The organism is Allohahella marinimesophila (assembly GCF_039538005.1).
GTDB classification, from domain to species: Bacteria; Pseudomonadota; Gammaproteobacteria; order Pseudomonadales; family Oleiphilaceae; genus Allohahella; species Allohahella marinimesophila.
Genome location: NZ_BAABBO010000001.1, coordinates 747,976 through 760,581 on the forward strand (window position 1 = coordinate 747,976; position 12,606 = coordinate 760,581).

At 56.8% G+C, this 12,606-nt stretch carries 13 protein-coding genes; 3 read left to right on the forward strand and 10 right to left on the reverse strand.

Translation table 11 applies throughout. The features are described 5' to 3' along the window. Positions 1-21: 21 nt before the first annotated feature. Positions 22-498, forward strand: a complete 477-nt coding sequence (locus tag ABD735_RS03340; RefSeq protein WP_344803798.1) for a glutathione peroxidase — start codon at positions 22-24, stop codon at positions 496-498. A 21-nt stretch (positions 499-519) separates the two neighbouring features. Here the strand turns inward: ABD735_RS03340 and ABD735_RS03345 are convergent, their stop codons facing one another. Then, positions 520-1,311 carry a hypothetical protein gene (locus tag ABD735_RS03345; protein ID WP_344803260.1) on the reverse strand — a complete coding sequence of 264 codons (792 nt, stop codon included), beginning with the start codon at positions 1,309-1,311 and terminating at the stop codon, positions 520-522. A gap of 101 nt (positions 1,312-1,412) precedes the next feature. On the opposite strand from ABD735_RS03345, the gene ABD735_RS03350 reads away from it, so the two are divergent. Next, positions 1,413-2,372, forward strand: a complete 960-nt coding sequence (locus tag ABD735_RS03350; protein ID WP_344803801.1) for a LysR family transcriptional regulator — start codon at positions 1,413-1,415, stop codon at positions 2,370-2,372. Here the strand turns inward: ABD735_RS03350 and ABD735_RS03355 are convergent. Genes ABD735_RS03355 through ABD735_RS03390 form a run of 8 tightly spaced genes read right to left on the reverse strand, consistent with a single transcriptional unit; the run spans position 2,369 to position 10,424 of the window. Continuing rightward, positions 2,369-3,685: an MFS transporter gene (locus tag ABD735_RS03355; RefSeq protein ID WP_344803262.1), complete on the reverse strand. Its 1,317-nt coding sequence runs from the start codon at positions 3,683-3,685 to the stop codon at positions 2,369-2,371. The genes ABD735_RS03350 and ABD735_RS03355 overlap by 4 nt on opposite strands. 39 nt (positions 3,686-3,724) lie before the next feature. After that, positions 3,725-4,675, reverse strand: coding sequence for a GNAT family N-acetyltransferase (locus tag ABD735_RS03360; protein ID WP_344803264.1), 951 nt, complete (start codon positions 4,673-4,675; stop codon positions 3,725-3,727). Positions 4,676-4,733: 58 nt separating this feature from the next. Beyond that, entirely contained in the window at positions 4,734-5,978 is a 1,245-nt protein-coding gene (locus ABD735_RS03365) for a cupin domain-containing protein (protein WP_344803266.1), read from the reverse strand. Continuing rightward, positions 5,975-7,375 (reverse strand): adenylosuccinate lyase, encoded by a 1,401-nt coding sequence (gene purB / locus ABD735_RS03370; protein ID WP_344803268.1) that lies wholly within the window; start codon positions 7,373-7,375, stop codon positions 5,975-5,977. Before purB ends, ABD735_RS03365 begins: the two co-directional genes overlap by 4 nt. A 43-nt stretch (positions 7,376-7,418) precedes the next feature. Then, positions 7,419-8,075 carry a high frequency lysogenization protein HflD gene (gene hflD, locus ABD735_RS03375; protein ID WP_344803270.1) on the reverse strand — a complete coding sequence of 219 codons (657 nt, stop codon included), beginning with the start codon at positions 8,073-8,075 and terminating at the stop codon, positions 7,419-7,421. Positions 8,076-8,105: 30 nt separating this feature from the next. Then, entirely contained in the window at positions 8,106-9,221 is a 1,116-nt protein-coding gene (gene mnmA, locus ABD735_RS03380) for a tRNA 2-thiouridine(34) synthase MnmA (RefSeq protein ID WP_344803272.1), read from the reverse strand. Continuing rightward, positions 9,218-9,778, reverse strand: coding sequence for an NUDIX hydrolase (locus ABD735_RS03385; protein WP_344803274.1), 561 nt, complete (start codon positions 9,776-9,778; stop codon positions 9,218-9,220). The genes mnmA and ABD735_RS03385 overlap by 4 nt, the downstream gene beginning before the upstream one ends. Then, entirely contained in the window at positions 9,768-10,424 is a 657-nt protein-coding gene (locus ABD735_RS03390; RefSeq protein ID WP_425548573.1) for a pseudouridine synthase, read from the reverse strand. The genes ABD735_RS03385 and ABD735_RS03390 overlap by 11 nt, the downstream gene beginning before the upstream one ends. A gap of 169 nt (positions 10,425-10,593) precedes the next feature. Here ABD735_RS03390 and icd point away from each other — a divergent pair, with 169 nt between their 5' ends. Further along, a complete protein-coding gene (icd, locus tag ABD735_RS03395; RefSeq protein WP_344803276.1) occupies positions 10,594-11,871 on the forward strand; it encodes an NADP-dependent isocitrate dehydrogenase in 1,278 nt (425 codons plus the stop codon). Between the two features lie 104 nt (positions 11,872-11,975). Here icd and ABD735_RS03400 read toward each other — a convergent pair whose 3' ends face one another. After that, positions 11,976-12,419, reverse strand: a complete 444-nt coding sequence (locus ABD735_RS03400) for a cold shock domain-containing protein (RefSeq protein ID WP_344803278.1) — start codon at positions 12,417-12,419, stop codon at positions 11,976-11,978. Positions 12,420-12,606 lie beyond the last annotated feature (187 nt).

A 12,606-nucleotide genomic window follows, 5' to 3' on the forward strand; every position in this document is an offset into this window, starting at 1 on the left:
TCATCAGAAGGCGAATTGCGAATGGGAATCTACGAATATTCTGCGAAGGACATCAAGGGCCAGGACAGAACGCTGGAGGAGTTTGCCGGCAAGGTGCTTCTGATCGTCAATACGGCCAGCAAGTGCGGCTTTACGCCACAGTTTGAAGGCCTAGAGGAACTTTACGATACCTATAAGGATAAGGGACTGATCGTTCTCGGCTTTCCCTGCAACCAGTTTCTGAAGCAGGACCCGAAGGGTGATTCGGACATCGCGGAGTTCTGCCAGAAGAACTATGGCGTCAGCTTCCCAATGTTCAGCAAGATCGACGTCAACGGGGAGAGTACGCACCCCCTGTTTGCTTACCTCAAGAAAGAGGCCAAGGGTTTGCTGGGGTCGGAAGCCGTAAAGTGGAATTTCACGAAGTTCCTGGTAGATCGTGAAGGCAATGTTGTGAACCGTTTTCCGCCAAATACCGAGCCGAAGAAACTGAAAGCGCCGATCGAAGCGCTGCTGTAGTACTTCAGGCCTTGCGAAACATTAATCGTAGGCCTGCTTCTTCTTCCAGGTGTCGGCGTCGTTGGCGATGGAATTCCAGTCCTGGCTGAGTTTAGAGGGGTCTCCGTCGGCGACAGCGGGCGTCTCGACAACCTTCTGTTTCTGTTCTTCGGTCGCCTGAGCCTCGAGAGCCTTGATTTTCGAGCGAAAGGCATTGATATACTTGATAGCTAACGGATTTTCATGCAAATTTGCGAATCCGGCGGCGGCATCGTGATAATGATGAATGGCCACCCGTAGCCTATTCTGTTTCGTCGCGTCGACCGCCTTGCGATGGTGAGCATCTGCCATTGTACGCGCTATCAGGAACTGGGTTTGCTGCAGGCGTTCGTAGCCTGTCTTGTAGTCCAGGCGCTTTAGCCTGATCTGCAATTCGATGAAGCGATAGAGGGTCTTCAACATCTTTCTGGCCGCCATGGCCGAGGCTTCGTTGGAAAACTTCGGAATGGGTTCCGCTGCAGCCTGCGCAGCATTGCCTGCGAAAGCCTGCCAGTCCAAGCTCGCCTCTTCGGCCAGATCGCCAAGCCCCAGCTCTTTCAGCTCGTTCGCAATCTCTTTTCCAGTGCGGCTCAGGAGCAGGCGAATGTCTGCAGGAATAAGGCCCCCAGGCAGGCCATCGGCCAGATTTCTGAGCCTGCGATCCCTCGCCTTGAGCTCATGCAAGCGGCGCAGACGTGCCTCACGATGCTTCTGGCGCCACTGAAAATAGAAGGCAAGCACCAGAACAGTGATAACGAGACCACCAATAGCGGCTGATATGGTCGCAGGGGACATAGAGAACAATTCATCAGAACAATACGACTAGTATAGATCGATTTTGCAGCTCTGCTCCGTAGCAGATTGCGCGAGTGGCCCAGTCAGACCACAATGTATTGATGAATCTGTCCCGTATCGACCTGAATCTGCTCGTTTACTTCGATGTTCTACTTCGTGAGCGAAGTGTCACGAAAGCAGCCAACCATCTTGGTATTACACAGCCGGCCATGAGCAACGGTCTCAAGCGGCTGCGCGATCTCTTCTCGGATCCGCTGCTGGTGCGCACCAGCGAAGGCATGAGTGCCACCGCCCGCGCGCTCGAACTGCAACCGCTGGTCCGTTCTGCTCTGGTGCAGATCGACAGGGCCGTGCAACCGAAAGATGACTTCGACCCTGCGCATAGCAAGCGGGTGTTTCGCATCATGGCCAGTGATTACGCCGAGAGCACGCTTATACCTGGTCTGCTGAAGCGTGTTCGCAAGCGGGCACCCGATCTGATACTGGATGTGCTGACGCCAAGCGATGTCACCTTCCTCGATGTCGAGCAGGGGCGGGTCGATATGGCCATCAATCGCTTTGACAAGATTCCACAATCTTTCCACCAGAGGGTCTTGTGGTCAGACTCATTTTCCTGCCTGCTGAGCGTTCATAATCCGCTAGTGTTCGATTTCACCCTGGAAAATTATCTCCAGGCCCGCCATATCTGGGTGAGTAAGACGGGCTTTGGTGTCGGCGTGGGTGTGAATCCCAAGGATGTGCAGAAGCTGGGCTGGGTTGATGAGGCGCTCGCGAAGCTGGATCAGAAGCGCAGGATCAGCGTGTTTACCCGACATTACCAGGTGGCGATGCTGCTCTCGAGCCAACCAGACCTGATTGCCACCTTGCCGAGTCGAGCTGCCGAACTGATGCGAAACAACCCGGACGTGGTCATCAAGCCGCCGCCGTTTCCCATCCCGAATTTTGATTTGAACATGGCCTGGAGTCCGCTGCTGCAGAATAATCCGGACCATCGCTGGCTACGCAATCAGATCAGCAAGGTGGTCGACGCCACTGAGCCGGAAATTCGCGAGCGCGACTAGGCCGAGTGCTGATGTGCCGCCGAAGGCTCTCGTACCGGAATGAGCGCCAGCAACGACAGGATGAACATGCCGCCGAGCATGAGAATGGCGGGCTTCATGCTGCCAGTCATTTGTAGCGTCACCCCCACCAGCAGCGTCCCGAGCACAATGCCAATTTTTTCCAGCACGTCATAGAAGCTGTAGAAAGTTGTGTTATCGGCGTCTGGCGGCAGCAGTTTCGAGTAGGTAGATCGCGCCAGTGACTGTATGCCGCCCATGACCAGCCCCACAGCCGCGCCCAGTGCGTAAAAGTAATACTCCACCCAGGCCTGGGACTTATCCATCAGGAAGGCGAGGCCGCAAAGCAGGGCCCACATGGCCAGAGCAGTCTGCATGGCTCTCAGGTTGCCCAGCCGTGCCGACAGCCGCGAGAAGCTGAGCGCACCGACAATGGCGATAATCTGTATGACCAGTATGGTGGCTATGAGCTTGCCTGCAGGAAGTTCCAGCTCGTTGGCGCCGTAGAGGTTGGCGACGTAGAAGATGGTCTGCACGCCGGTACTGAAGAAGAAATAGGCCAGTAGGTAAAATCGCAGATCTTTCGAGCGGCGCACCTGGGCCGCGACCCGCTGCAGTATCTTCATCGCCGTCAACTGCTGCTGAGCGCTGACTTCGCCCTCATGCACCACAGGTTTTTTCTGTTTCGGTAGAAAGTAGATACAGGTCATGGCGAAGCCAAACCACCAGATGCCTACCAGCAGGAATGATAGTCGCGTGGGGAACGCGGCATTCTCAAACCCGAAGATTTCGTAGCCAAGGATCATCGCCAGGCAGACCACAAGTAGCAGCGACGAGCCAAAATAGCCCATGGCAAATCCCCTGGCGCTGAGCTCGTCTCTCAGCTTTTCCTCGGCAATTTCCGGTAGATAGGCATTGTAGAATACGATGCTGCCCCAGAATCCGATGCTGGCGAATACACTCAGGACAACGGCCAGCCAGACCGTGGTGGATTCATCGAACCAGAACAGGCCGACACACGCCGCCGATCCCAGGCTGCAGAAAGCCATGAGAAAGTAATGCCGTTTACTGCTTCGGTCAGCTATTGCCGAGAGCACCGGGGAGCCGAGGGCGACGATCAGAAAGGCGAGTGTGAGCGAGAAACTATAGACGGCGGCTGGATCCACTGCCCCGAATATCGTCTCGAGGCTCGTGATATCGGCGGTCATGCTGACGTAATAGACCGGGAATATGGCAGTAGCGATGATGAGTGAATAGACCGAGTTGGCCCAGTCATACATAACCCAGGCTTTTTGTGGCGTCGACAGTGTTGACATGACTTGGTATCTGAAGTGGCGGCTCGGGGCCAGGGCTGATCATAGTGTCAGCGGTTTGATCTCTCTGTTCTCTTCGCTAGATTCCCACAGCAAGGTAAAGGCATCGGACAGACGGCGGACCAGTCCCGGATCGTGGTAGCAGATGAAGCCTGCCGGAGCCCGGTGGTCGTGTCTGAGGAGAATACCGGATTGGTCGGCTATGAGGTAGACCTGATCGGGGAAGGGGATATCCCTGCGAAGCGTGCGTATTTCAAGGCTGCTGGTCATACGCTGACCCAGTGCCGCCAGACGGTTGCTTTGCTGTACCGCCGCCTTGTCATCGGCGCAGATGATTCTGATGTGGTTGCGGGGCTGGTCCCGGATCAGTCTGACAAACTGATCGAGTAGAGCGGGTTGATCCATCACCCCCTTCTCAAGGTCCGGTGTCAGCAGCAGGAGCCGGTAACGGGCCTGACTGGCGAGACTCACCACGGCCTCGGCGTAGGCCCTCGTCTTGCTGAAGCGGTGCACAGTCGGATCATCACCCAATAGCCCGGCAGCGGCCTGCTGGCGACCAGTGAGCAGCTTCGTCATCCTGATGTGAGGAATGCCGGCTTCTTCGTAAGGTTCGCCTTCACGCACAAAACCTTCAGCTTCGTACAGGCGAGCAGCATAGATCTGCGCGCTCAACTGAAGGTGGCTGAATCCCTGGCTGCGCGCATAGGCAATCGTATAGGACAGAAGCTTCGCTGCAATGCCCTGGCCCCGGAAGTGTTTGCGCACGGCATAGCGGCCAAGACTGGCGGCGCCCTGTTCGAGCGGAATCAGGCGGGCGGTAGCAACCGGCTCATGCTCATCGGTTCTGACGATGAAATGAGTCGCTACGGCGTCGAGTTCGTCCCATTCGAGGTCTGGAGGACAAGCCTGCTCTTCGACGAAGACCTCCTGCCGGATGAGCTTGAGATCAGGTTCGTCGTCGAAGCGCTCGATGATTTTTGTATAACTCAGCATGTGTCGACCTCTGTTTGCAGCTCGCTCAGCTTATTTCAGGCCGCGCCGCGCCGTCCAGTCAGTCTTCGCCGGTCAGGCAGACGCTGCCATGTTGATACAGTTTGAACATCAGATGGACGAGATCAGGCGCGCTGTCGAAGTGCTCGCTATCGTCGGCAGGCAGTTCGACGAAGCGTTCGTTACACAGCGCCCTGACCAGATCGAGCCAGCCTGCTTCGCAGTCATAGGTGTCGCCGTCCACGCCGAGCACAAGGTTGTTGTCTTCCTGACTGTAGAGAAACCGAGAGCCATCACGACAGTACAGGCCAGATTCACGAGCCTCAGTCAGCCATTCGTCGGCGTTCAGGTTGTTGGCCTGAGCCTGTTCGCTCAGCGCGCTGCTGTTGCGACTTTCACTGGCTGCCCGGCAGAAAGCGTGTTGCAGCAGCCTGGTATCCGCTAGCGCCTTCATCAGCACTTCACGTGCCTGGGCAATACTGGCTGAACCAATTCGGCCGCTGTCGTCGGCTGCAGCGTCGTTTTCCGACAGCTGCCTTGGATCGCTCAGCAGCTTGCCTGATAGCTGTTCAGTGGCTTCCTCGCTCCAGTAAAGCGCTAGCTGGGCAGGGTCTATCGACCTGAAGCCGACTGACAGCGTGATCGCATCTTCTGACGCCACACCAAAATGCGCGTACCCAGGTGGCAGGTAGAGCAGATCGCCCGGGCCGGCCTCGAATGTTTCTGTGAAAGGGTAGTCCCTGAGGATCTTCAGGTCGGTATCGGTTCTGAGCCAGGGGCTGAGGGCGGCCGCAATATCGCTGGCCGAGGGTGGCTTGCCTGCAGCGCCTGTGTCGGCGGGCGGTGCCCCAAGCTGCCAGCTTCGTCGACCCTTGACCTGAATCAGAAAGACGTCGTACTGATCAAAGTGCGGGCCAACGCTGCCGCCCGGCGGTGCGAAGCTGGCCATGATGTCGTCGAGACGCCAGCTTGGCAGAAAGCGGAATTCCTCGAGCAGCGCGGCCATCGAGGGCACCCATTGCTCGAGCCCCTGCACCAGCAGGCTCCATCCGCCGTCTGGGAGTTGTTCAAGTGTTTCATCATCGAATGGACCGTTCTGCACGGTCCATTCGCGCCCATCGTGTCGTTCACGGACCAGCCTTGATTCCACCGCATCGTCCGTGGCAAAGGCCGCGAGATCGTGCTCGTCGAATTCGAGTTCGTTCGCTACGTCGCTGAAGGCACCAGCGACGAACAGCGGCTTCTGATGCCAGTGCTGCTCAAGAAAGCCATCGAGCCCGAGCCTGCCGAAGCGCTCGTTAATCATGGCTTGTAGCTACTGATGGCCCGAGCCTGGGTGCTGGCCAGGCCAATATAGTTGCGTGGCGTGAGTTCCAGCAGTGCATCTCGTGCTGCCTGGGGAATCTCGAGGCTCTGAATGAAGGGCGGCAGCATGTCGGCGGTAATGGCCTTGCCGCGCGTCAGCGCCTTGAGCTTTTCGTAGGCACCCTCGATGGCATACCGACGCATGACTGTCTGGATCGGCTCGGCAAGCACTTCCCAGCTGTTCTGCAGGTCGGCTTCGAGGCGCTCGGCGTTGAGCTCGAGCTTGCCTAGACCTTTCAGGGTGGCCTGGAAGGCAATAATGGTGTGGCCCAGACCCACGCCGAGGTTCCTCAATACGGTGCTGTCGGTCAGGTCTCGCTGCCAGCGGGAGATCGGCAGCTTGCGCGCCAGGTGCGACATGACGGCATTGGCGATGCCCAGGTTGCCTTCTGAGTTTTCGAAATCGATCGGATTGACCTTGTGCGGCATTGTCGATGAACCAACTTCACCGGCCACCGACTTCTGCTTGAAATATCCCAGCGAAATATAGGACCAGATATCACGGTCGAGATCGATGATGATGGTGTTGACCCGCACCATGGCATCAAAGACTTCGGCAATGAAGTCGTGAGGCTCGATCTGCGTGGTATAGGGGTTCCAGGTCAGACCCATGGACTCGACAAAGTCCTTCGCCAGTGTTTCCCAGTCCAGCTGGGGATAGGCGGATACATGGGCATTGAAGTTGCCGACGGCGCCATTGATCTTGCCGAGATATTCCAGACCGGCGATCTGCTTCAACTGGCGTTGCAGACGCGCGACTACATTGGCAAATTCCTTGCCCACGGTCGTCGGTGAGGCGGTCTGCCCGTGCGTTCTCGACAGCATGGGCTGATCGGCGAAGCTGTTGGCCATGCCGGCGAGGCTGTGGCTGATCTCATTGATCATCGGCACCACCACCTCGCTCATGGCGCGCTTCAGCATCAGGGCATAGGCGAGGTTGTTGATATCCTCCGAGGTGCACGCAAAGTGAACGTACTCGCTGATGGCCGCCAGTTCGCCAGGCGCTTCGCTTGTCGCCAGCCTGTCCTTGATATAGTACTCGATGGCCTTGACGTCATGGTTCGTCACTGCCTCATGATTCTTCACTGCCTGGGCATCTGCCTCGGTCATGTCCTCATAGAGTTTGCTCAGAAACTGCTTCGTTGATGTCGAAAAGGGTGACAGCTCCTCGATGTCCTGATGATCGGCCAGCGCGATCAGCCAACGGATTTCCACCTCGGTCCGCGCTCGTATCAGCGCGAATTCGCTCATATGCTCGCGCAGGGCGCGGGTCTTCGAGCCATAGCGGCCGTCTATGGGTGAAATGGCATTGAGCTCTGTGAGGGCGTTCTGGGTCATACGATGTGCTCTTTAAACGAATATACTGACGGTGAAAGAATGACTAGGCCTGATCCATCAGGCGTGACTGGACGGCTTCGATGGCATTGAGATGCGCCGACTTGCTGAACAGCAGGCGCCAGCGCCGACCACCGGTCTGACGCCACAGGATGGCAGCGCGGATGCCGGTTAACAGGATCGCGCGGATCTTGTCGGCGTTTTCATCAACGCGGAGATATTTTGGATCGCCAGTTACCTGTATGCGCTGGGGAAAGGTGCTCACGGTATCGGTATACAGGGAGGCAAAGGCACCGATGATCGTGCTGTGATTCAAGGGAAAGTGCTGTGACTGCATCTTGATCTGCTCGATTCGCTTGCCCATCAGCGACATCAGGTCATTGCGCTTGCGCAGCCTGTTTTCCAGGAATAACAGGGTGAGGGCATAGCGCATGACATCGATACGCCGCTTCTCCTGCCTGCGACCGAGCGCGCCCTTGAGCTCTTCAAGACCGGGCATCAGGCTACGTATCCCGGGGCCTGAGCCATCTCCGGCATACACGGCGGGCACCGAATCAGCATCGGTTTTCAGCAGGCTGGCCATCAGGCAATTCATCGCGTCCTGGTCGAGCTGGCCCTGCTTGGCGAGGTCGTTGACGAGCTTTGCAGACATGAACACGGCTGACAGTGCTATGACCTGGTCTTCGAGAGAATACTGAGACATAAGAAAGAATGAACCGGCTATCAGAATTGGTCAGAGGATGATACCACCGCCGAGGCAGCGGAGTCCGTCATAAAACACGATGGATTGTCCTGGCGTGACCGCACGCTGCGGGACGTCGAAGCGGACCTCGGCCCTGTCACCCGCCAGCGACACCGTACAGGCCACGTCAGGCTGACGATAGCGGATCTTTGCCATCAGACGATCCCGCGGCGGCGCGCTGCCGGCAACCCAGTCAAGATGCCCGGCGGTGAGCTCCGAGCGGAACAGCAGTGGGTGATCGCTGCCCTGGACGACGGTGAGCGTATTGTCAGCGAGATTCTTCGACGCTACATACCAGGGCGCTTCGCCGTACTCGCTCAGGCCGCCTATATGAAGACCCTGGCGCTGGCCAATGGTGTGATACATGAGCCCCTGATGACGGCCGATGACCTCACCGAGTTCAGTCACGATATTGCCGGGCTGGGCGGGTAGGTAGGTCTTCAGGAAATCGCTGAATTTGCGTTCGCCAATAAAGCAGATGCCCGTGCTGTCCTTTTTGTCATGGGTAATCAGGCCAAGCTCGCCCGCCAGCCGTCTGACCTCGGTCTTGATCATGCCGCCGAGGGGAAACAGGGTTTTGGCCAGTGCTGCCTGCGGCACGGCATGCAGGAAGTAGCTCTGGTCCTTGGCTGGATCGGCACCCTTTACCAGCCAGGTTTGACCGCCGAGCACCGCCGTCTGGGCATAATGGCCAGTCGCAATGAAGTCGGCACCCAGAGTCTGGGCATATTCGAGAAAGGCCTTGAACTTGATTTCACGATTGCAAAGAATATCCGGATTTGGCGTTCGCGCCTGGGCATATTCCTGCAGAAAATGCTCGAACACCCGATCCCAGTATTCCGCGGCGAAACTGGCCGTATGCAGCTTGATTCCGAGCGTTTCAGCGACGGCTGTGGCATCCGCCAGGTCGTCCATGGCCGTGCAGGCATCGGTGCCGTCATCTTCATCCCAGTTCTTCATGAACAGGCCTTCGACCTGGTAACCGGCCTGGATCAGCAAAGCGGCGGCCAGGGAGGAGTCCACGCCGCCGGACATGCCCACGATGACGCGCGTGTGCTGTGGCGATCTGGTCTGCGATGTTTGAGCTGCGTTCCCAGCTGCCGTCACGGCCTGTCTCCGGTTGAGTATTCCTGAATGAGAGCGAGCGGATAGCGCCGCCCCGCCAGATAATCGTTGATACAAGCCATGATCAGGGGGCTTCGATGGCGGTCTGAACTGGCCGCAAGTGCTGCGTGGTCAAGCCAGAGCGCGCGGATGATAGCATCGTCGAGATCGTTTGTAATCTGAGCAAGTGGCTCGGCCAGGAAGCAGTAACGGTGGTAGACCCGGTCCTGACCACTGTTATCGGGAATTCGCAGCACATATATCCCGAGAAACGAGTTCAGCCGAACCTGCCAGCCAGTTTCCTCGAGCGTTTCGCGGATGGCGGCTGCTTCGATGGTTTCGCCGTATTCAACATGACCAGCCGGTTGGTTGAAGACGGATCGACCCTCGATGCCTTCTTCGACCATGAGGAACTCGAGGGCGGCCATGTCGTCGGCACCCAGGGTGCCTGCGAATGGGTCCACCGCCATGCCCTTTCGGCAGCGAGGCACGATGCAGGCCACCGTGGCATGTGGGTACCACCGGTCGTCGACCGACGCTGACTGAGATTCATGATCCATGGCGACGCCTTCGTCCTGCAGGGTGGGGGGGCATTGACACCGGCGCGAGTTGTTCGGGTACAGCCTGCTTTCGCCATTCGCCGAGGCCAAGCCCGTCGAGCTTCAGATCGCCTATTTGCCAGCGCACCAGTCTCAGGGTGGGGAAACCGACGGCAGCAGTCATCCGCCGTACCTGACGGTTGCGACCTTCAGTGATGCGCAAGCTGATCCAGTTGGTTGGAATGGCCTTTCTGAAGCGAACGGGTGGCTCGCGCGTCCAGAGCACCGGCGTCTCGATCCGCTGGGCTTGCGCTGGCTGAGTCGGTCCGTCCTTCAAATCGACACCTTCCGCCAGTCTGAGCAGGGCTGCGTCCGTAATATCACCTTCAACCTGCACGAGATAGGTCTTGGGCAGCTTGAAGCGTGGCTCCGCGATCCGGGCCTGTAGCCAGCCCTGATTGGTCAGCAACATGAGGCCCTCTGAATCATAATCGAGACGACCCGCGGGATAATAACCCGGGGCTTCGATGAAATCGGCCAGCGTTCGCTTGCCCTCGCTGTCACTGAACTGACACAGCACGTTCATGGGCTTGTTGAATACGATGAGCGCATCCTGAAATAGCTTGGCGCCCTGAACAGGTGCCTGCCGTTTTCGGTGCTCGGGAATTTTGCTTCGGGGTTTCAAATTGACGCCAGCGGTAACATAAAACTGCTATAGTATCGGCTTGAATGCACTGCTACAAATGGCGTCCTACCCGTCGGAAAAGCGAGGCATGCTGATCGGTCGGTTATCGTTGAGGACAAGTGCAACACAAACGAGAAACGGAGTTTAAGTAATGGGATACCAAAAGATCAGGGTGCCAGCCGATGGTGACAAGATTACCGTCAACGCAGATCTCTCCCTGAATGTTCCGAACCACCCCATCATCCCGTTCATTGAAGGCGACGGTATCGGTGTAGATATTTCACCGGTCATGATCAAGGTCGTCGACGCAGCGGTTCAGAAAGCCTACGGCACGAAGCGCGCCATTGCCTGGATGGAAGTGTATTGTGGTGAGAAGTCGACCAAGGTCTACGGGCCCGATGAATGGATGCCCGCAGAAACACTCGAAGCGCTTCGCGAATATTCAGTCAGTATCAAAGGGCCACTCACTACGCCGGTAGGTGGTGGAATCCGGTCACTGAACGTGGCCTTGCGCCAGGAACTTGATCTCTACGTCTGTATCAGACCGGTGCGCTGGTTCAAGGGTGTGCCCAGTCCGGTTCGCGCCCCTGAAAAAACCGATATGATCATCTTCCGTGAAAACTCCGAAGACATCTACGCGGGAATAGAGTGGAAGGCCAATAGCGAAGGTGCCATCAAGCTCATCAAGTTCTTGCGTGAGGAAATGGGGGTCACCAAGATCCGTTTTCCGGAAAGCTGCGGTATTGGCATCAAGCCGGTCTCGGAAGAGGGAACAAAGCGCCTCGTTCGCAAGGCCATCCAGTACGCCATCGATAACGACAAGCCCTCTGTGACGCTGGTGCACAAGGGTAATATCATGAAGTTCACCGAAGGTGCGTTCAAAGACTGGGGCTATGAGCTTGCTCGGGAGCGATTTGGTGCTGAATTGCTCGACGGCGGACCATGGATGGAGCTCAAGAACCCCAAGACCGGCAAGATGATCGTCATCAAGGATGTGATAGCGGATGCCTTTCTGCAGCAGATACTGATGCGTCCTGAAGACTACAGCGTCATAGCGACGCTCAACCTTAACGGTGATTATATTTCAGATGCGCTTGCAGCGGAGGTTGGGGGCATTGGTATCGCGCCAGGCGCCAATATTGGCGGCAGTGTATCGATCTTCGAGGCCACCCACGGAACGGCACCCAAGTATGCCGGGCAGGACAAGGTCAATCCCGGGTCACTTATTCTGTCTGCAGAGATGATGCTGCGCTACATGGGCTGGACAGAGGCCGCAGATCTGGTGTTGTCAGGGATCTCAGCTGCAATCGAAGCCAAAACAGTCACTTATGACTTTGAAAGACTGATGCCGGATGCGACATTGATGAAAACGTCGCAGTTTGGCGATGCCATCATCGGGCATATCAACAGGGCGCAGGGCGGCCTGTAAGCGACCGGCGGGCTTATTTGCCTCATACTGATCAGGTGGACCTGTGACAGGCCCACCTGATTCGACCTACTACATGGAAAAGGACTGAAGCTGACCGCGCACGGTCAGGAATCTGCGCCAACTGCTCTGTTTAATTTTCTGGCTCGATCTTCACCCTTCGCTGATGTCTTCTCTTCCGAAGCGATGTCATGCCCGTCTGCTGTCGTTTCATCCAGAGACTTCTGTATCGGCGGTTTGCCGCTGTCATCTGTAGCTGTGGACTCGGTACTGGCTACCTCAGCATCTCGTGACTGATGTTGCTCTGACTGAACGATTGGGTTACCTGACTCGTCTATAGGGACGATATCAACTGCGTGAAAACCCTTTCCGCTTGGCTGCGCCTGGAATAATACCCGCTGACCAGCCTTCAAGGTCCGATAACCTTCCATTTTGATCGCTGAAAAGTGCGCGAAGAGATCTTCGTTGGCAAGATCGCTATTGTCTTCATCAGCAATAATAAAGCCATATCCTTTGGCATTGTTGAACCATTTCACTTTACCCTGAGGCATGTTCGACTCCCATGTCCTTCTGTATCGGTAACCGCTGTTCCTGTCTGGAGGCGGGCAGGCTGACGTTGGGCAGCGCTGTAATACCGAAAATTTCTTGTTGTTGACCCCTTGCAGTCGATCTGGCTACATAAGGCCGGACGTATTGTATACAGTTGAAAAGCAGAACCTGAGTCCCCACTTACAAAAA

What these genes read in the sequence shown, in the direction of transcription:
- ABD735_RS03385 (WP_344803274.1), bottom strand. Translation starts at nt 9,778, where the DNA reads ATGGATCATGAATCTCAGTCAGCGTCGGTCGACGACCGGTGGTACCCA.
- ABD735_RS03360 (WP_344803264.1), bottom strand. Translation starts at nt 4,675, where the DNA reads ATGCTGAGTTATACAAAAATCATCGAGCGCTTCGACGACGAACCTGAT.
- icd (WP_344803276.1), top strand. Translation starts at nt 10,594, where the DNA reads ATGGGATACCAAAAGATCAGGGTGCCAGCCGATGGTGACAAGATTACC.
- ABD735_RS03345 (WP_344803260.1), bottom strand. Translation starts at nt 1,311, where the DNA reads ATGTCCCCTGCGACCATATCAGCCGCTATTGGTGGTCTCGTTATCACT.
- ABD735_RS03340 (WP_344803798.1), top strand. Translation starts at nt 22, where the DNA reads ATGGGAATCTACGAATATTCTGCGAAGGACATCAAGGGCCAGGACAGA.
- ABD735_RS03400 (WP_344803278.1), bottom strand. Translation starts at nt 12,419, where the DNA reads ATGCCTCAGGGTAAAGTGAAATGGTTCAACAATGCCAAAGGATATGGC.
- hflD (WP_344803270.1), bottom strand. Translation starts at nt 8,075, where the DNA reads ATGTCTCAGTATTCTCTCGAAGACCAGGTCATAGCACTGTCAGCCGTG.
- ABD735_RS03355 (WP_344803262.1), bottom strand. Translation starts at nt 3,685, where the DNA reads ATGTCAACACTGTCGACGCCACAAAAAGCCTGGGTTATGTATGACTGG.
- ABD735_RS03365 (WP_344803266.1), bottom strand. Translation starts at nt 5,978, where the DNA reads ATGATTAACGAGCGCTTCGGCAGGCTCGGGCTCGATGGCTTTCTTGAG.
- ABD735_RS03350 (WP_344803801.1), top strand. Translation starts at nt 1,413, where the DNA reads ATGAATCTGTCCCGTATCGACCTGAATCTGCTCGTTTACTTCGATGTT.
- purB (WP_344803268.1), bottom strand. Translation starts at nt 7,375, where the DNA reads ATGACCCAGAACGCCCTCACAGAGCTCAATGCCATTTCACCCATAGAC.